At 69.0% G+C, this 17,854-nt stretch carries 12 protein-coding genes and 1 tRNA gene; 8 read left to right on the forward strand and 5 right to left on the reverse strand.

Annotated features, from left to right (window positions below; all coding sequences use genetic code 11):
* Positions 1-49: 49 nt before the first annotated feature.
* Positions 50-1,762 carry a dolichyl-phosphate-mannose--protein mannosyltransferase gene (locus ACZYX4_RS07005; RefSeq protein WP_463874756.1) on the reverse strand — a complete coding sequence of 571 codons (1,713 nt, stop codon included), beginning with the start codon at positions 1,760-1,762 and terminating at the stop codon, positions 50-52.
* Between the two features lie 217 nt (positions 1,763-1,979).
* Here ACZYX4_RS07005 and rsmI point away from each other — a divergent pair, with 217 nt between their 5' ends.
* Together rsmI and ACZYX4_RS07015 are read left to right on the forward strand one after the other, a co-directional pair.
* A complete protein-coding gene (gene rsmI, locus ACZYX4_RS07010) occupies positions 1,980-2,801 on the forward strand; it encodes a 16S rRNA (cytidine(1402)-2'-O)-methyltransferase (protein ID WP_463874829.1) in 822 nt (273 codons plus the stop codon).
* A 204-nt stretch (positions 2,802-3,005) separates the two neighbouring features.
* Positions 3,006-4,505: an NAD-dependent succinate-semialdehyde dehydrogenase gene (locus ACZYX4_RS07015; protein WP_463874757.1), complete on the forward strand. Its 1,500-nt coding sequence runs from the start codon at positions 3,006-3,008 to the stop codon at positions 4,503-4,505.
* Between the two features lie 25 nt (positions 4,506-4,530).
* Here the strand turns inward: ACZYX4_RS07015 and ACZYX4_RS07020 are convergent, their stop codons facing one another.
* Genes ACZYX4_RS07020 through ACZYX4_RS07030 form a run of 3 tightly spaced genes read right to left on the reverse strand, consistent with a single transcriptional unit; the run spans position 4,531 to position 9,699 of the window.
* The gene (locus ACZYX4_RS07020; protein WP_463874758.1) at positions 4,531-7,104 is read right to left on the reverse strand and encodes a transglutaminase TgpA family protein; all 2,574 of its coding nucleotides are present in this window, start codon (positions 7,102-7,104) and stop codon (positions 4,531-4,533) included.
* Positions 7,101-8,585: a DUF58 domain-containing protein gene (locus ACZYX4_RS07025; protein ID WP_463874759.1), complete on the reverse strand. Its 1,485-nt coding sequence runs from the start codon at positions 8,583-8,585 to the stop codon at positions 7,101-7,103. The genes ACZYX4_RS07020 and ACZYX4_RS07025 overlap by 4 nt, the downstream gene beginning before the upstream one ends.
* Positions 8,586-8,598: 13 nt before the next feature.
* Positions 8,599-9,699, reverse strand: coding sequence for an AAA family ATPase (locus ACZYX4_RS07030; RefSeq protein WP_463874760.1), 1,101 nt, complete (start codon positions 9,697-9,699; stop codon positions 8,599-8,601).
* A 323-nt stretch (positions 9,700-10,022) separates the two neighbouring features.
* Here ACZYX4_RS07030 and ACZYX4_RS07035 point away from each other — a divergent pair, with 323 nt between their 5' ends.
* The 5 genes from ACZYX4_RS07035 to ACZYX4_RS07055 all read left to right on the forward strand — a co-directional run bounded on the left by ACZYX4_RS07035 (position 10,023) and on the right by ACZYX4_RS07055 (position 16,469).
* On the forward strand, positions 10,023-10,916 hold the full coding sequence (locus ACZYX4_RS07035; RefSeq protein ID WP_463874761.1) for a TatD family hydrolase: 894 nt from the start codon (positions 10,023-10,025) through the stop codon (positions 10,914-10,916).
* 281 nt (positions 10,917-11,197) lie between these two features.
* Complete coding sequence (locus ACZYX4_RS07040) at positions 11,198-12,415, forward strand: transglycosylase family protein (protein WP_463874762.1); 1,218 nt, start codon at positions 11,198-11,200, stop codon at positions 12,413-12,415.
* A 171-nt stretch (positions 12,416-12,586) separates the two neighbouring features.
* On the forward strand, positions 12,587-13,498 hold the full coding sequence (gene rsmA, locus ACZYX4_RS07045) for a 16S rRNA (adenine(1518)-N(6)/adenine(1519)-N(6))-dimethyltransferase RsmA (RefSeq protein ID WP_463874763.1): 912 nt from the start codon (positions 12,587-12,589) through the stop codon (positions 13,496-13,498).
* 81 nt (positions 13,499-13,579) lie between these two features.
* Positions 13,580-14,542 carry a 4-(cytidine 5'-diphospho)-2-C-methyl-D-erythritol kinase gene (locus ACZYX4_RS07050; protein ID WP_463874765.1) on the forward strand — a complete coding sequence of 321 codons (963 nt, stop codon included), beginning with the start codon at positions 13,580-13,582 and terminating at the stop codon, positions 14,540-14,542.
* A 97-nt stretch (positions 14,543-14,639) separates the two neighbouring features.
* The gene (locus tag ACZYX4_RS07055) at positions 14,640-16,469 is read left to right on the forward strand and encodes an ABC-F family ATP-binding cassette domain-containing protein (RefSeq protein WP_463874767.1); all 1,830 of its coding nucleotides are present in this window, start codon (positions 14,640-14,642) and stop codon (positions 16,467-16,469) included.
* 433 nt (positions 16,470-16,902) lie between these two features.
* On the opposite strand, the gene ACZYX4_RS07060 is transcribed toward ACZYX4_RS07055, so the two are convergent.
* Positions 16,903-17,502 carry a TetR/AcrR family transcriptional regulator gene (locus ACZYX4_RS07060; protein ID WP_463874830.1) on the reverse strand — a complete coding sequence of 200 codons (600 nt, stop codon included), beginning with the start codon at positions 17,500-17,502 and terminating at the stop codon, positions 16,903-16,905.
* Between the two features lie 214 nt (positions 17,503-17,716).
* Between ACZYX4_RS07060 and ACZYX4_RS07065 the strand changes: the two genes are divergently transcribed.
* Positions 17,717-17,788: transfer RNA gene (locus ACZYX4_RS07065), tRNA-Gln, on the forward strand.
* The last annotated feature ends 66 nt before the right edge of the window (positions 17,789-17,854 follow it).

Genomic DNA, 17,854 nt, shown 5'->3' on the forward strand with positions numbered 1-17,854 from the left:
TCCGATCCGGGTCCGCCTGGTGCCGGTGGACGTCCCCTGCAATCCTGCCCTAGATCCAGGACGGCATCCACATCCGGAACCGCCAATCCTGGTAGGTGATGGTCTCGGCGGTCCAGACAGGATAAAAGAAGGCCGAGACGACGACGGCGGTGACCACAAAGAGCGTCACGAGGGAGAGCCCGGAACGCCGCCGCCATGGCGGATCCGTGCGCTGACCAAGAACGAGGCCCAGGCAGTACACGAGGCCCAGCACCAGGAAGGGCTCGAAGGACACGGCGTAGAAGAAGAACATGGTGCGTTCGGGGTACAGGAACCAGGGGAGGTACCCGGCCGCCACCGCCGCGAGGATGGCCCCGGCACGCCAGTCGCGCCGCCCGGCCCACCAGAAGAGCAGAATCCCCAGGGCTACAGCGGCGCCCCACCAGACCAGCGGGTTGCCCACGGAGAGGATCGCTGTGGTGCAGCTGGCGGTCCCGCATCCCGGGCTGCCCTGTGTGGGGGATTCATAGAAGAAGGACGTGGGCCGGCCGAGCACCAGCCAGCTCCAGGCGCTGGCCTCGTACGGGTGCTCCGCGCTCAGCCCCTGATGGAACTTGTAGGCCTCCAGATGGTAGTGCGCCAGGGACCGGACGGCGTCCGGCAGCCAGCCCCACTCCGCCGAGGGGACGGTCCCGGCCCAGTTCCGGAAGTACGCGTCCGTGGACCGGAACCAGCCGGTCCAGGTGGCGGCGTACACCAGGGCGGCCACCGGGACGATGCTGAGGAACGCGGGAATCCCGTCCTTGAGGATCCCGCCGCTGATCCAGCCGTGGATTCCGGCGATCCGGCGCGCACTCAGGTCCCAGAAGACTGTCAGCAGCCCGAATCCGGCCAGGAAGAACAGAGCGGACCACTTTGTGCCGACCGCCAGACCCAGGCACACCCCGGCCGCGAGCCGCCACCAGCGGATGCCCAGCCAGGGGCCGGACACCAGCTGGAGCAGGCCGGGACGCCCGTCCGGGGAGGTGGCGGCCTGCCGGCCGAGCCGCTCGGCAAGCCGGCGGCGGCCGTCGTCGCGGTCCATCAGGAGGGCGCCGAACGCGGCGAGGATCCAGAACATCAGGAAGATGTCCAGCAGGGAGGTTCGGGACATCACCAGATGGTGTCCGTCCACCGCCAGCAGCACCCCGGCAGCGGCCCCAAGGGTGAGCGAGCGGAAGAGCTTCTGGGCGATGAGGGCCAGCAGGAAAATGGACAGCGTGCCCGTCAGTGCCGCCCCGAACCGCCAGCCCCAGGGATTGTCCGGTCCGAAGAGCCACATCCCGCCGGCAATCATCCACTTTCCGACCGGCGGGTGGACGACGTACTCGGGGCTCTCCAGCAGCACCCCGGGATTGCCGGCGATGAACGCGTCATTGGCCTTGTCCGGCCAGGCCCGTTCGTAGCCGCTGATCAGGAACGAGTAGCCGTCCTTGACGTAGTAGGTCTCGTCAAAGACCAGGGTGCGGGGCGTATCCAGCCGGACGAAACGCAGGACGCCGCCCAGGGCCGCGGTGATGGCCGGAATGAGCCAGAACCACAGCCGGAACGAGGGCGGATAGTCCCGCCAGCTCCGGATGCTGCCGATCAGGCGGTCCTTAAGCGCGTCAGGTGTGAACGCCTCCGCCGGGCGGCTGACCCACGGGTGCCCCTCCAGGTTGCGTCCGCGGCTGGGGGCTGGGGGCGCCGATCCGGTGGAACCGGTTTCGGCGGGCCGCGTGGGGGTCTGCGTCACGATGCCCATGCTACCTTTTGCGGCTGTGGTCCCCGGACCTGCCGGCCCGGCCCGTCGGCCCGCTCTCGGTGCCAGCAGTTAGGCTGGTCAGGTGGACCCTAAACTCAGCACCTCCCCGAATCTTTCCGGCGACGACTCCGGCCTGGCGGACGACCTCGAGGGTGGCGCAGGTCCCGGACCCGGCGGAAACCCGGAGCCGGCTCCCCAGAGTGGCGGACCCGGCCGGATCGTGCTGGCGGCAACCCCGATCGGCAACGTCGGAGACGCCACCTACCGGCTCGTCGAGCTGCTGACGACGGCGGACATCGTCGCAGCCGAGGACACCCGGCGCCTGCACCGGCTGGTCCAGAACCTGGGAATCACCGTCGCCGGCCGGATCATCAGCTACCACGAGCACAACGAGGCCGCCAGGACCGGCGAGCTCCTGGACCAGGTCCGGTCCGGAAAGATCCTCGTGATGGTGACCGACGCCGGTATGCCGTCCGTCTCGGACCCCGGCTTCCGCCTGGTCGAAGGGGCCGTGGCCGCCGGACTGACCGTCACCGCCGCCCCCGGACCGTCCGCGGTGCTGACCGCACTCGCGCTCTCCGGCCTGCCCACCGACCGTTTCTGCTTCGAGGGGTTCCTGCCCCGCAAGGCGGGGGAACGAGCCTCCCGCCTCGCAGACCTCGACGCCGAGCGGCGCACCATGGTCTTTTTCGAGGCCCCGCACCGGCTGGAGCCGATGCTCCGCGCGCTGCGTGAGCGCTTCGGCGCGGACCGCCGCGCCGCCGTCTGCCGGGAACTGACAAAGACGTATGAGGAAGTCATCCGGGGCACCCTGCGGGAACTGCTGGAGTGGGCCGAGTCCAACGAGGTGCGCGGCGAGATTGCCGTCGTCGTGGGCGGCGCCCCCGAGCGGGAGCCGGGCACACCGGAAGACCACGTGGCCGCCGTCAACGCGCTCATTGCGCAGGGAATCCGGCTCAAGGAAGCCGTCGCGGCCGTGGCGGAGGACGCCAGGGTCAGCAAACGGGAACTGTATTCCGCGGTGCTCGCAGCCCGTTAGGGCGGCGGTCTCCGGGCCGACCCGCCGCTGTGCAGCTGCACAGCGAACCCCGCCCTACGTAGTGCGGAGATGCGTAGACAGTGCGGAGAACGCGGCGGTACCGTGGCAGTAATCCGGTGCGTCTCCGAGTCACGTTTCCAACGGCTGTGGGACAGCGCTGAACCCGATCCCATCCACCCCGCATCGCTGACGAGGGAGTCAACCGTGACTGTAACTGCCCTGCCCATTGTTACTGCGGAGCGCGAGAGCGCCCTGCTGGCCTCTGTTCCCACCGGTCTGCTGATCGGCGGACAGTGGCGCCCGGCCGTGTCCGGGAAGACCTTTGAGGTGGAGGACCCCTCGACCGGCAAGGTCCTGCTGAGGCTTGCCGACGCAGGCCCCGAGGACGGGGCGGCCGCCCTGGACGCGGCGGCTGCCGCGCAGGAGTCCTGGGCGAAGGTCCCGGCCCGTGAGCGCGGGGAGATCCTGCGCCGGGCCTTCGAGATGGTCACGGCCCGCGCGGAGGACTTCGCGCTGCTGATGACGCTGGAGATGGGCAAGCCGCTGGCCGAGGCCCGCGGCGAGGTCACCTACGGCGCGGAATTCCTGCGCTGGTTCTCCGAAGAAGCCGTGCGGGCCTTCGGACGCTACTCGGTGTCCCCGGACGGGAAGTCCCGGTTGCTGGTGACGAAGAAACCGGTGGGCCCGTGCCTGCTGATCACGCCGTGGAACTTCCCGCTGGCCATGGCGACCCGCAAGGTCGCCCCAGCCGTCGCCGCAGGCTGCACCATGGTGCTGAAGTCCGCGAACCTGACACCGCTGACCTCCCAGCTCTTCGCAGCCGTGATGATGGAGGCCGGGCTGCCGGCCGGGGTCCTGAACGTTATCCCGACGTCCACCGCCGGTGCCACCACGGGGCCGCTGATCAAGGACTCGAGGCTGCGCAAGCTCTCCTTCACCGGTTCCACCGAGGTCGGCCGCCGGCTGCTCGCGGATGCCTCCGAAAACGTGCTGCGCACCTCGATGGAGCTCGGCGGAAACGCCCCGTTCGTGGTCTTCGAGGACGCCGACGTCGATGCCGCCGTCGCCGGGGCGATGCTGGCGAAGCTGCGGAACATGGGCGAAGCCTGCACGGCCGCGAACCGGTTCATCGTGCACGAGTCCGTCGCGGACGAGTTCGCGGAGAAGTTCGCCGCGAAGATGGCGGACATGACCACCGCCCGCGGCACCGAGGCCGAGTCCAAGGTCGGCCCGCTGATCGATGCGAAGAGCCGCGACAAGGTCCACGAACTGGTCTCCGACGCCGTGTCCGCCGGTGCGGTCGCGGTGATCGGCGGCGCCGCCGTCGAGGGTCCGGGCTACTTCTACCAGCCCACCATCCTCAAGGGCGTCACCGAGGGCACCCGGATCCTGTCCGAGGAAATCTTCGGGCCCGTCGCGCCGATCATCACCTTCGACACCGAAGACGAGGCCATCCGGCTGGCGAACAACACCGAGTACGGGCTGGTTGCGTATGTCTTCACCCGGGACCTGAACCGGGGCATCCGGATGGGTGAACGCCTGGAAACCGGCATGCTGGGCCTGAACGCCGGTGTGGTCTCCAACGCCGCGGCCCCCTTTGGCGGGGTCAAGCAGTCCGGCCTGGGCCGTGAAGGCGGCCTCGAAGGCATCGAGGAATACCTCTACACCCAGTACATCGGCATCGCCGACCCGTACGCCGGCTGAAGAAGCCCGGCACACCGGAGCGCTCTCAGCTCCGGCGCAGCCACCGCTCCCGGCGCACCCGCCGCAGCGCCCCGCGGGCCCTTGACCGGGCGGTGGCGAGGCTGCGCCGGGTGCGCTGTGCTGCGCGGCGGGCGGCGCGGAACGGCGCCGTGGCCGCACGCCGCCAGACGGCCAGGATGGACGGCGGCAGCCACTCCGCGCGGAACCTCACGAGCGGGCCGGCATGGGCGCGAAGAGAACTGCGGACCGCCGCGATCAGTGGCCCGGCCGGCGCTCCGGCACTGCCGGTACCGGCGGTACTCCCCGCGTCCCGTGCGGCGCCGGACGGGACCCCGTCGCCCCCGGGCCAGGACGGCGGGCGGCCGTACTGCTGGCGCTCGAAGTCCGCAGTCAAGGACCTCACAGCCTGGTGGCCGTCCGCATCCGGTCCCTGCGGTTCCCCGAGGGCGCCCGCAAGGCGCAGCCGTTCGGAGAAGTGGCGTGGCGTCTCGCTGGCCTGCGGCGCTTCGCCGTAATCCGTGGCGAGGTCGCGCAGTTCCGCCCAGGCCTGCGAGGCCGCCGCGCTGCCGGCCCCGGAACTACTCAGCCGGCGGCGGCGCAGAGCACTGCGCGCCAGGTGCGGTGACGCCAGCAGCAGCCCGAGGAACAGCACTGCACCGGCGCCGAACAGCACGGGCAGCAACGCGCTTGCCGCATCCGGCTGTGCTGCAGCGCCCGGGAGCGGCAGCGGCGCACCACTGGGCGGCGGTGTGGGGAGGGGGCTGTTGCCCGGAATGAGCCCTTCGTTGTTTTCATTCGTGCTGGCGCCGCTGCGGGCCTGGCCCTCCGTGGCATAGGACGGAACCACGCCGCGCGAGGGGGTTGGCTCGAAGGGCACCCAGCCCAGGCCCTGGAAATACAGTTCCGGCCACGCGTGCGCGTCCCGGGCATCGACCTCAAACTCCGGCAGGGCACCCTGGCCCCCGATCGAGACCGTCGCGCCGGTGGGCCGGCCCGGGGCGTAGCCGACGGCAATGCGGCTGGGGATTCCTTCCAGCCGCGCCATCACCGCCATGGCCGAAGCGAAATGAATGCAGTAGCCGCTCTTCTCATTCAGGAAGTCGGCCAGGACGGACAAGCCGTTGCCGTCGTAGCCTCCCTGCACCGGAGACTGCAGTGAGTACGTGAACGCGGCGGAGCGCAGGTATTGCTGGATGGCCATGGCGCGTGCGTAGGCTGTGGTGCTTCCCTCGGTCACGGCCCCGGCGGTGCTGCGCACGATTTCCGGGACGTTGTCCGGTGTCCGGATGAATTGTTCGGGGACGTCCTGCGCCGGCCCCGTGGCCCGGGCCAGCAGGTCCGGGGTGAGCTGGGGGGCGGCCGAGAGCACCACGTACTGCTGGTTGCGGGAATTGGCGTCGACGCCCTTGATGCTCAGCGTGGCAGGATCCCAGCTCCAGCGGCCGGTGAGGCCGTTGACGGCCTCCGGGGCGTAGGGCGCCGGCAGATAGGGGCTGGTGAACTGGCCGGTGTTGATGGCGGTGACCACGCGGACTTCGGTGGCGGCGGACTCGAAGCCCGCATCCATCCTTCCGGTGCCCAGCCGGCGGGTGTTATTGCGATCATCCGGAGCCCAGCTGTCCCCGTTGAAACTGTCCACCGTGACGGAGCGCAGGTACGGGGTGCTGGCCGCGTTGGTGGCAAAGGTGATCCGGCCGTCACCGGTGGGGCTCCGCAGGCTGTTGCCCAGGCTGATCATGGGGTTGAGCCCGGAGGCCGGGCCGAAGGGATTCAGCCGCGAGCCCTGCGGGAACGTTCCCTGCTCGAAGCCCGGGATCACGAGTTGGAGCAGCAGGGTAACGGTCAGTGCCACGGCGCCGGTCAGGGCGCCGCGCCGGAACCGGCCCGGGTTGCGTGCGGTGTCCGCTCCGGTCCGCGGGTCGGGCGCGAACCGGTGGCTGCAGCCGAGGATCAGGAGGTAACCCGCGGTGGCCGCCGCGAAGCCCAGCACGCCGACGCTCTGGGGCTTGATCATGGCAGGAACGATGAGGATGGCGAGGATCCCGAGTCCGCTCGTCGCCGGCAGGGCCAAAGGATAGGCGAGGGCATCGATCAGGATCACCAGCAGCCCCAGGGCGGCGCAAACCATCAGGACGATGCCGGCATTGGGGGCCACCGGGGCGCTTTCCGCCAGGACCGTCTCACCGGCCCGGCGCAGGTAACGGCCCAACGCCGTCATGGTGGCGCCGGAGGGAATGAAGCCCAGGACGGCGTTCGGACGGAAAAAGGTGAACGTCAGGATCAGCACGAGCGCTGCCACAGCGCCGGCCGTCACGAAGAAGCTGCGCCACCGGAGCGCGCGGAGTCCTGCCATGGTGAACGCCACGGTGAGGACCGTCGAGAGGACGGGGGAGTACCACGCCCATCCCCGCAGCACACCATTGAGGCCCAGTGCCGCACCGGCGACGGCGACTGCCACCGCGAGGGCCATCAGCCACGGCTGTGCGCCGGTCTTCTTCCGGGCAGTCGGCGTCCCCGGGGATCCCGGACGGGGGGCGCCCGGGCCGGGGTCCCCGGCCGCCCCGGACCGGCCGGCGCTTCGCTGCGGTGTCAGTGTCATCGCCGGACCCCCGATCCACGCCGCACATCGTCTCCGGCTGCCAGCGGTGCGGTCCCGCCGCCGTCGAAGGCCCTCCAGGCTGCGGGCAGCGGCGTCGAGGGCGAGGCGGCTACGGCCCGCCAGCCGCCGAGCTGGAGGGCTGCGAGCACCTCATCGGCTTCCCCGGCCCGCTCCGTGACAACCAGGGCAAACGCGTTGGCCGCAAAGCCGGCGGCCGGGGACAGTGCCCGGGCCTCGGCCCGCGTAAGGTGTCCCAGGATGGCCAGTACGGGGCCCCGCATCCGGTGGGCGGCCAGCTTGTCCATGAGCCGGTCGTCGAACGGCTGCGGGCCGGTCTCCGCCCCTGGGGGGTGCCGCCGGCCGGGCGCCCCTGCAGTAACCGCCTCCCCCCTGCGGTGGTGGTGGTGCCCGGCGAGCTGGATCGCGGCCAGGCTCTCGGCGACGGACTGCAGCCCGGACGCCCCGCTGTATTCGTCGGCCTCCGGCTCCGGGGCGGACGGCGAATGCCGGAACGCCGGCTCGCCGGCGGCGTCGAGGAATCGCAGCGCGTAGTTGCGCTCGGCGAGATGCGCACCAATGGACATCGCGGCCGTCACCGCCCATTCGAAGGTGTCGCTGGTCTGGAGTTCGTGGCCGGCCGCAACGGGGTCGCCGCGGTGATCGGTTCCCGGGCCGAAGGGGCGGCGGGCGGGCGACGTTGAGCCGGCAGAAAAGGCTCCGCGGGTGAAGGCCGCGAGCCGCTGGTCCAGGATGATGGTTGCCTCCGGTGTGGTCACGGACTCCTCCTGGCGGACCATCAGTTCCCCTTGCCGCGCCGTCGCCGCCCAATGCACGCGGCGCATCGGATCACCGTGACGGTATTCCCGCGTCATGACGTCGTCGTCGCTGGGGTTGGCCCGGATGCGCGTGGCGGTGACGCCGTCGTGCCCCCTGGCGCCGGCCAGGCCGGTGGCGGGAAGTCCGACGGCGGCGGGCGTCACGGTGAGGACGTCGCCGCCGTCGATGGCGTGGCGGTGCAGGGACAGCCCGAAGGGGTCGCTGAACTCAGCCGTGACCGGCCCGATCAGGAACTGGCCGCGTTTTCCGGACCGCAGATGGTATTCGTAGCGGCTGGTCCCGCCCGCGGCCGAACGCGACGGGAACGCGAAGACGGGGGATTCCCCGAACCGGGAGGGCAGACGCTCCTCCATCAGCGCGTAGCCGGACCCGGTGCCGGTGTGGGCGACCGCCAGCCGGACCGTCGTCGTTGCCCCCGTTTCGACGCTGGCAGGGCTGAATTCCCGGTAGACGCTGAAGTTGGGCTTGAGCACACGGATCCCGGCCAAAGAGAGCAGCGGCAGGACAATCAGCAGGACGGCCAGCACCAGCACATCCCGGCGCCCCATCACCTGCGCTGCCAGCAGGAACACCGTGCCCGCACCCAGCAGGCCCCAGCCGCGGGTCGTGAAGATGTGTCTCGGGAACCGATCAGTCAGCGCCACGCCCGCGACACCCCTAGCGGCGATTCGGCAGCGCGGCAGCCGGGGCGGCCGCCAGGTCCGGGCTGACCGGGATCTTCGCCAGGACGGCACGGACCACACTCTGGGCGGTCTCGCCCGCGCTCGCGGCTTTGCGGTCCAGGATGATCCGGTGGGCCAGGACGGATTCAGCCACGCTGACGACGTCGTCCGGCAGCACAAAGTCCCGGCCGTCCAGGGCGGCCGTGGCCTTGGCCGCGCGCAGCAGCTGGAGCATGGACCGGGGACTCGCGCCGAGCCGGAGCATCCCGCTTTCCCGCGTGGCGCGGCCCAGGGACACGGTGTATTCCTTGATCGACTGGGAGACGTAGACCTGCCGCACTGTGGCGATCATGGACGCGACCTCGCCGCCGGTGACGACGGGGGTGACCTTTGCCAGCGGGGACGTGGCCTGATGGGTTTCCAGCATTTCCATCTCGGCCTCCCTGTCCGGGTAGCCCATGGAGATCCGCGCCATAAAACGGTCCCGCTGCGCCTCCGGCAGTGGATAGGTCCCCTCCATTTCGATCGGATTCTGCGTGGCCACCACCATAAACGGCTCGTCGAGCCGGTAGGACGTGCCGTCCACCGTGACCTGGTGTTCCTCCATGCACTCCAGCAGGGCCGACTGGGTCTTGGCCGACGCGCGGTTGATTTCGTCTCCGATGACGATGTTGGCGAACACCGCCCCGGGCCGGAACTCGAAGGACCGCGACGCCTGGTTGAAGATGGACACCCCGGTGACATCGGAGGGGAGCAAATCGGGGGTGAACTGAATGCGGCTCACCGAGCAGTCGATGGTGCGGGCCAGGGTCTTTGCCAGCAGAGTCTTGCCGACCCCGGGGACGTCCTCAAGGAGCAGGTGGCCCTGGGCCAGGAGCACGGTCAGGGCCAGCTTGGCCGCTTCGGCTTTGCCGTCGATCACGGTGTTGATGGCGGTCAGGATGCGCCCGCTGGCGGAACGGAACGCTTCTGCGTCCATCGCCGCGGGCGGCTGGGGCGGCCGGCGGGTCAGCGGGAGCCCGGCCGCGGCGGAATCTTCCCTGCGGTCCTGCCCGTCGGGGAGGGCGTCGTCTAGGGAGATGCGGTGGTAGTCCATCGGTAGCCTTTCAGCCCTGGTGGTTGCCGGGGGCGGATCGGCAGGGTCCCTGCCGGGCCACTCGTCGGGTGTATGCCTGTGTTCCTGGCCGTTAAGTCCCAGTAAGTCCCAGCCGTTCGTTCCTGGCCATCAGTTCCTGGCCCGTGATGATTTCGTTGTCGGAAAAGCCAGTCTTTACAACAGAGTACTAACACAACTGCCGCGTCTGACAGAGAGTTCCGTGGAAATCTCCGCCGGTCCTGCGGCCCGGAGATAGCATGGTCACGTTAAATCGCGGCCCGGTCCGGTTCATGCGGCCGCGGCACCGCCGATAAGGTTGGAAGATGATCACCCCCCTGACGCCCCTCCCGTTCCGTGCGCCCGGCAGTGATGGCACCGGCAGGCAGGGATATCCGCCGGCGCCGGAACCTCTCCCGGTGCCGGTCATGGACAACCACACCCACCTGGATTTCGCCCACGCAAACGTCGACGTAACAGTCAGCATCGCTGAGGCCCTGGATGCCGCCGGAGCCGTCGGGGTCCAGGGTGCCGTGCAGGTGGGGTGCGACCTGGAATCCTCCCGGTTCACCGTGCAGGCGGTCGAGCTGGATCCGCGGCTGCTGGGCGCCGTCGCCCTCCATCCCAATGACGCGCCTGCCTACGCCGCCCGCGGCGAACTGGAGGAGGCGCTGGCGGAGATCGAAACCCTCGCAGCCCACCCGCGGATCCGGGCCATCGGCGAGACCGGCCTGGATTTCTACCGCACCGAGGGTGAGGGCCTGGCCCATCAGCGCTATTCCTTCCGGCGCCACATCGATATCGCCAAACGCCTTGGGCTGACACTGCAGATCCACGACCGCGACGCCCACGACGACGTCGTCCAGGTGCTGCGGGAGGAGGGCGCCCCGGATCGGGTGGTGTTCCACTGCTTCTCCGGCGGGGAGGAACTGGCCCGGATCTGCAACACCGAGGGGTGGTACATGTCCTTCGCCGGGACGCTGACCTTCAAGAACGCCGCCAATCTGCGGGCCGCCCTGGCCATCGCGGAGCCGGAGCGGATCCTTGTTGAAACCGATGCCCCGTTCCTCACCCCGCACCCGCACCGGGGCCGCCCCAACGCGAGCTATATGGTCCCCTACACCGTCCGGGCCATGGCCGAATTGACAGGATGGGAGCTCTCGGAAATGTGTTCCCGGATCGCCGCAAATACCCTGCGGGCATACGGATCCTGGGACTGAGGGAGCGGAAATACCCTCACGTGGATAGATACCCGGTATGCACAATTTGTTGGCTGCTTTATAACGCTCCGGTTACAGTGGACAACTGTTAGCCGGGGTCGGGGAAGGCCTTCGGATAATTTCACTCCTGCAGGGCGCGCATTGTGGCGAACGAACCATATGCGCGCTCTCGTTTGTGAGTGTGGCAGTGCACACAGCATCCGCTGACACAACGCACCCTTCCGGTGCGGCCTCAGGGCTGTCCGCGGCGGGTAAAACTGTGCGCTTTTCCCCGTGCCCGGATGGTCCAAAAGATATGGGCAATCGTGGTCAAGTTCTTTACATCGGATGGCAAGTTCAGCTTCGTCAAGGTCGGGACGCAACTGGTGGTGCTCGTGGCCCTGGTGCTGGGGCTCGTCGCCTTCGTCGGCAACAACAAGACAGTCACCCTCAACGTCGACGGCAAAGTGAGTTCAGTCCAGACCTACGGCGGCACTGTCGGCCAGGTCGTGAAGGGCGCCAGCCTTGAACTCCAGTCCTCCGACCGGATCACCCCGGCTGCTGATTCCCATGTCCGGGACGGTTCCGTTATCAACGTCAACCTCGCCAAGGCCGTCAAGGTCAGCCTGGACGGTGCAGAGCGGACCGTCAGCACCACCTCGCCCACGGTCGAGGCTCTTGTGACCGAACTCGGCGTCGCCAGCGCCTCCGGGGTGTCCGTTCCGAAAGACGCGCAGCTTGCCGTGTCCGGTTCCTTCGTGTCCATCTCCACACCGAAGACCGTGAGTATCGTCGCGGACGGCAAGGCCGACAAGACCACCACGACCGCAGCCAACGTCGGCCAGCTCCTCGCCGATGCCGGCATCACGCCGGGGGCCAGCGACCGGGTCTCACAGCCGGGCAACGCGCCGGTCGTTAACGACATGGTGATCAAGGTGTCCCGCGTGGACGCCAGCCAGAGCGCAGAAGCGGCCGAAGCCGTGCCGTTTGAAACTCTCACCACAGAGGACGCCGGCCTGGCCAAGGGTGAAAAGAAGGTCACCCAGGCGGGCGTGGCCGGAACCATCCGCAAGAGTTTCAAGCTCGTCCTCGTCGACGGTCGCGTTGCCACCCGCACCCTGGTGTCCGAGTCCGTCAGCGCCCAGCCGGTCACCGAAAAGGTCACCGTCGGCACCAAAGAAAAGCCGAAGTCCGAGCCGAAGCCGGAGCCGAAGCCGGAGCCGAAGCCGGCGGCCCAGGCCGGTGCCAACACCGGCGCCGGCGCCCCCGCCATGATGAACGAGGCCATGTGGGACAAGATCGCGCAGTGCGAGTCCACCGGCAACTGGTCCATCAACAACGGCAACGGCTACTACGGCGGACTGCAGTTCGACATCCGGACCTGGCTCGGAGCAGGCGGCGGCACGTACGCCCCGAACGCCAGCCTGGCCACCAAGGCCCAGCAGATCGACATCGCCAACCGCGTCTACGCGCAGCGCGGCCTGCAGCCCTGGGGCTGCGGCTGGGCAGCCTCCCGCTAGGGCAGCCACACCGGAACCCCAGCCCCGGCTGAGGGTGAGGTGGCGAGGCAATGAAATCGCAGGGTTTCCGCAGCCGCTGACCACGGCAGCGGATGCCCGGCCAGGGCCGGGTCCGGTTTTCGGACCCGGCCTTCGCCGTGCCCGGGCTGGCCAGCGGGATAGGATACCTAGGTGACTGAACCGACCCCCTCCGCGCCAGGCAGTGCGCCAAGCAGCACGCCGGCAAGCGCGCCCCCACCCCTGATGGGGGCCTCCGACATTCGCAGGCTGGCTGAGGAGATCGGGGTCCGTCCCACGAAGACCCTCGGCCAGAACTTCGTCATCGACGGCAACACGATCCGCAGGATTGTCGCCGCCGCGGATATCCACCCGGACGAGACCGTCCTGGAAGTCGGGCCCGGGCTGGGGTCCCTGACCCTGGGCCTGCTCGACGCCGCACGCTCGGTCGTCGCCGTGGAGATCGATCCGGTTCTCGCCGGCAAACTCCCTGCCACCGTCGCCGAGTGGCGCCCGGACGCTGTCGGAAACTTCCACCTGGTCCTCGCCGACGCCATGCGGGTCACCGAACTCCCCGTGGAGCCCACCGCGCTCGTGGCGAATCTTCCGTACAACGTCGCCGTGCCGGTGGTCCTGCACCTGCTGCAGCACTTCCCGAGCCTCCGCCACGGCCTGGTCATGGTCCAGGATGAGGTGGCGGACCGGCTTGCCGCCGGGCCGGGGTCCAAGACCTACGGCGTTCCCTCGGTCAAGGGCGCCTGGTACAGCAGCATGCGCAAGGCCGGGGTCATCGGTATGAACGTTTTCTGGCCCGCGCCCAAAATCCACTCCGGCCTCGTGGCGTTCACCCGCCGGGAGCCGCCCGTCACCATGGCCACCCGCGAACAGGTTTTCGCCGTCATCGATGCCGCCTTCGCCCAGCGCCGCAAGACCCTGCGCGCCGCCCTGGCCGGATGGGCCGGCAGCGCTGCGGAGGCCGAGCGGTGCCTGCGGGCCGCCGGTGTCGATCCCACCGCCCGCGGCGAGGTCATCGACATCGCGGCGTTTTCCCGGATCGCCGAAGCCCAAACGCGGCCGGCTCCCTGACCCCGGCTCCAACCCCGGATCGATGGCGCCGGACCGGGGCTGTGCTTGGAGCCTGACCCTGCCATGCCATAGCGTGGAGCCATGAACGCAGTGAGAGGGCCCTTTTCCGCGAGGACTGTCCGGGTCAAGGCTCCCGGCAAGGTAAACGTCTCACTGGATGTCGGGCCACTGCGCGCCGACGGCTACCACTCGGTCGCCAGCGTCTACCTCGCGGTGTCCCTCTACGAGGAAGTCGCCGCCACCAGCACGGACACCGGGGAAATAACCGTCAGCATCAGCCCGGCGAGCACCCTGGACCTCGACGGCGCCGACATTCCCCTGGATGAGCGCAACCTGGCCTACAAAGCCGCCGCGATCATGGTTGATGTCTCGGAACACTCCACCGGCGTCCACCTCGAAATTACGAAGCGGGTGCCTGTGGCCGGAGGCATGGGCGGCGGCTCGGCGGACGCGGCCGCCACCCTGCTGGCCTGTGACGCGCTGTGGAACAGCGGGCTCTCACGCGAGGAGCTCGCGCACCTGGCCACGGAACTGGGCGCCGACGTGCCCTTCTCCCTGCTTGGCGGCACCGCTGTCGGGCTTGGTCTCGGCGACGAACTCTCTCCGGCACTTGTCAAGGCCCAGACCGACTGGGTCCTGGTGGCCGCGGACTTCGGCCTGCCTACCCCGGAGGTCTACCGGACCCTGGACCGGCTCCGCGCGGCCGAAGAAGCGGAGATCGGGGAACCCTCGGCGGTGGACCCGATGATCCTCCAGGCCCTGCGGGCGGGCGACGCCGATGCCTTGAGCCGGGTGCTCGTCAATGACCTCCAGCGCGCCTCGATTGAGCTGGCGCCGAGCCTGCGGGACACCCTCGGGCTCGGTGAATCCCTGGGGGCGATCGCCGGAATCGTGTCCGGCTCCGGACCCACAGTCGCGCTGCTGGCGCACAGCCCGGCGGCCGCCGAGGGACTGGCCGAGGACCTCCGGCACCACGGCCTCGATGCGATGTCGGTGCACGGCCCGGTTCACGGGGCGCGCATCATCTCCGATACGCTCCTTTAATAGGACTGTCGTGATCAGCACGACGTCAGTGGGCTTGGGTCGATCAAGCCTAAGCTCATTTGCACGGCATAATTTTTCTCTAGGAAAGCAGTTCCCAGTGGCACACCTGCTCGGCGGCGAGAACCTCACAGTCTCGTATGCAACCCGTACCGTTCTTGACGGCATCACCCTCGGGCTCGAAGAGGGCGACCGGATCGGCATGGTCGGCCGCAACGGCGACGGCAAGTCGACGCTGATGCGCCTGTTGGCAATGCGCGCCACCCCGGACTCCGGCCGGGTGACCAAACGCAGCGAGGTCAACATCGGCTACCTGGACCAAAGCGACGTGCTCGACGGCGACCTCACCGTCGGCGCTGCGATCGTCGGGGACCAGGCCGACTACGAATGGGCGCGCAATCCCCAGATCCGTGAAGTGATGGGCGGACTCGTGTCCGACGTCGACTGGCACGCCAACGTCCACGCCCTCTCCGGCGGGCAGAAGCGGCGTGTGGCGCTGGCCAAGCTGCTGATCGAGGACCACGACGTCATCATGCTCGACGAGCCCACCAACCACCTCGACGTCGAAGGCGTCGCGTGGCTGTCCCGGCACCTGAAGACCCGCTGGCGGGCCAACCAGGGCGCCTTCCTCGTGGTCACCCACGACCGTTGGTTCCTCGACGAGGTCTGCACCAAGACCTGGGAAATCCACGACGGCATCATGGACCCGTTCGACGGCGGTTACGCCGCCTATGTGCTGGCCCGCGCCGAACGTGACCGCTCCGCTTCCGTGGTGGAAAGCAAGCGCCAGATGCTCGTGAAGAAGGAGCTCGCCTGGCTCCGGCGCGGCGCCCCGGCCCGCACCGCCAAGCCCAAATTCCGGATCGAGGCGGCCAACGCCCTGATCGCGGATGTCCCCGAGCCGCGCGACTCGACGGCCTTGAGCAAGATGGCCACCGCCCGGCTCGGCAAGGACGTCCTGGACCTGGAGAACGTCTCCCTCGACTTCCTCGGCGGCGAGCCCGGGCAGAAACTCTTCGACAACATCACCCTGCGGCTCGCCCCGGGTGAACGGCTGGGCCTGGTGGGCGTCAACGGCGCCGGCAAAACCACCCTGCTGAAGCTCCTCAACGGCGAGATCCAGCCCAGCTCCGGCAAGGTCAAGCGCGGCAAGACGGTTGTCACTGCGGTCCTCACCCAGGAGGTCAAGGAACTCGATGACGTCTCGGACCTGCGCGTGATCGAAGTGATCGAGCGCGAAAAGCGCTCCTTCGACGTCGGCGGCAAGGAATTCACCGCCGGCCAGCTCGTGGAGCAGCTTGGCTTCACCAACGAGAAGCAGTGGACCCCGGTCAAGGACCTCTCCGGTGGTGAACGCCGGCGCCTGCAGCTCCTGCGCCTGCTGGTGGGGGAGCCCAACGTGCTGATGCTCGATGAGCCCACGAACGACCTCGACACCGACACCCTGGCCGCCGTCGAGGACGTGCTGGACGGCTGGCCGGGCACGCTCGTCGTCGTCAGCCACGACCGCTACCTGCTGGAACGCGTCACCGACCACCAGATGGCGCTCCTGGGCGACGGAAAGATCCGTGCCCTGCCGCGCGGTGTGGACCAGTACCTGGAACTGCGCGAAGCGGCGCTTGCAGGCTCCACCATCACCGGCGGCGGCAACCCGGTCACTGCCGCCAGCGGCCCTTCCGCCCCCGCCGCAGCGGGAGCCTCGGAAGCCGAGAAACGGGACGCCCGCAAGGCCAAGAACCGGATCGACCGCCAGCTGGGCAAGCTCAAGCAGCAGGAGGACAAGATCCACGCCCAGATGACCGCGGCCGCCGCTGACCCCTCCGCCACCGGCGAACTCGCCGGGCTCAACAAGAAGCTCAAGGACCTCGCCGTCGAACGCGAAGCCCTCGAACTCGAATGGCTGGGAGCCCTCGAAGTCCTCGGCGAGTAACCGCCTGGACCCGGGGGACATGCCCAGTGTGTTGCGGCACGGCTGGACATGTCCCTTGGCCGGCTCGGATTCCTCGGGACATGTCCCTTGGTGCAGGCGATGGCTGGACATGGTGGTGTTGTGCCCATTCTTTGGGGCCGGGGGAGGGCATGTCCCCCGGGGCGCTTAGCTAATCCGCCGCCGGGCGAGCTTCGTCATCTCCCCAGAACCTGGCCCTGGCTGGACATGTCCCCCGGCCGGCTCAGATTCCTCTGGACATGTCCCTTGGCCGGCTCAGATTCCTCGGGACATGTTCATTCGTGCAGGCGCTGGCTGGACATGGTGGTGTTGTGCCCATTCTTTGGTGCCGGGGGAGGGCATGTCCCCCCGGGGGCGCCAGAGCCCCCAGGCCCCGTCCCGGTGCCGCAGGAGAAGTCCGGCCAGCCCGCGGGCATTAGCCGTCGCTGCGGAGTCCGGGGTCTTTTTGGAGGCCGGTGAGGCCGTTCCAGGCGAGGTTGACCAGGTGGGCCGCGACTTCGCGTTTGTCCGGGGTTCGGCTGTCCAGCCACCACTGGCCCGTCATCGCCACCATTCCGACCAGCATCTGCGCGTACATGGCGCCGTCGGCCGAGGTGAAGCCGCGGCGGGCGAACTCGTCTGCCAGGATGTACTCCACGCGGGCCGTGACGTGGGAGAGCAGGGTGGAGAAGGCGCCTTCGGGCTGCGTCGGCGGGGCGTCACGCATAAGGATGCGGAAGCCATCGGTGCGGTCCTCGATGTAGCTCAGCAGGGCCAGGGCGGCCCGCTCGACCAGGACGCGAGGCTTCGCTTCGTCGGACAGGGCGTCACTGATGGAGCCCAGCAGGATGTGGAACTCGCAGTCAACGACCTGCCTGTACAGGCCCTCCTTGGAGCCGAAGTGCTCGTAGATCACCGGTTTGGAAACGCCTGCGGCGGCCGCGATCTCCTCGATCGTGGTCCCGTCCAGACCGCGCAGGGCGAACAGGCCCCGGCCGATGCCGATGAGCTGGCTGCGGCGCTGGGGTCCCGTCATCCGGACCCGGGGTACGTGGCCGGCGGACCGCAGCGCCCTGCCGCTGCGCCCCGCCGCCGCTCCGGGCGCCCCCGTGCTGTTGCTCACAGCTCCATCATGCCCCACATCATCCACCGGGGAGTGCCGCCGGGCCCCGTCCGCGACGCCAGCACATGGGGGCAACGCAGTATGGCAGAATTGATTCTCGTGCCACAGGCTCAATGCCTTGGCATGGTCCGCCCTGGTGTAATGGCAGCACCCCGGCCTTTGGAGCCGTGGAGTATAGGTTCGAGTCCTATGGGCGGAACTGCCGTGCGTTGCGGGGCCGGGACATGGCACCCGCCAGGCGCGGCCCGGTGGGAGTCCAGTAGGA

It is taken from the genome of Pseudarthrobacter leeuwenhoeki (genome assembly GCF_055412885.1).

Bases quoted from the DNA above. Each gene is read 5' to 3' on its own strand.
- ACZYX4_RS07005 (WP_463874756.1), bottom strand. From the start codon at position 1,762: ATGGGCATCGTGACGCAGACCCCCACGCGGCCCGCCGAAACCGGTTCC.
- ACZYX4_RS07020 (WP_463874758.1), bottom strand. From the start codon at position 7,104: ATGACACTGACACCGCAGCGAAGCGCCGGCCGGTCCGGGGCGGCCGGG.
- ACZYX4_RS07030 (WP_463874760.1), bottom strand. From the start codon at position 9,699: ATGGACTACCACCGCATCTCCCTAGACGACGCCCTCCCCGACGGGCAG.
- ACZYX4_RS07035 (WP_463874761.1), top strand. From the start codon at position 10,023: ATGATCACCCCCCTGACGCCCCTCCCGTTCCGTGCGCCCGGCAGTGAT.
- ACZYX4_RS07040 (WP_463874762.1), top strand. From the start codon at position 11,198: ATGGTCCAAAAGATATGGGCAATCGTGGTCAAGTTCTTTACATCGGAT.
- ACZYX4_RS07050 (WP_463874765.1), top strand. From the start codon at position 13,580: ATGAACGCAGTGAGAGGGCCCTTTTCCGCGAGGACTGTCCGGGTCAAG.
- ACZYX4_RS07060 (WP_463874830.1), bottom strand. From the start codon at position 17,502: ATGACGGGACCCCAGCGCCGCAGCCAGCTCATCGGCATCGGCCGGGGC.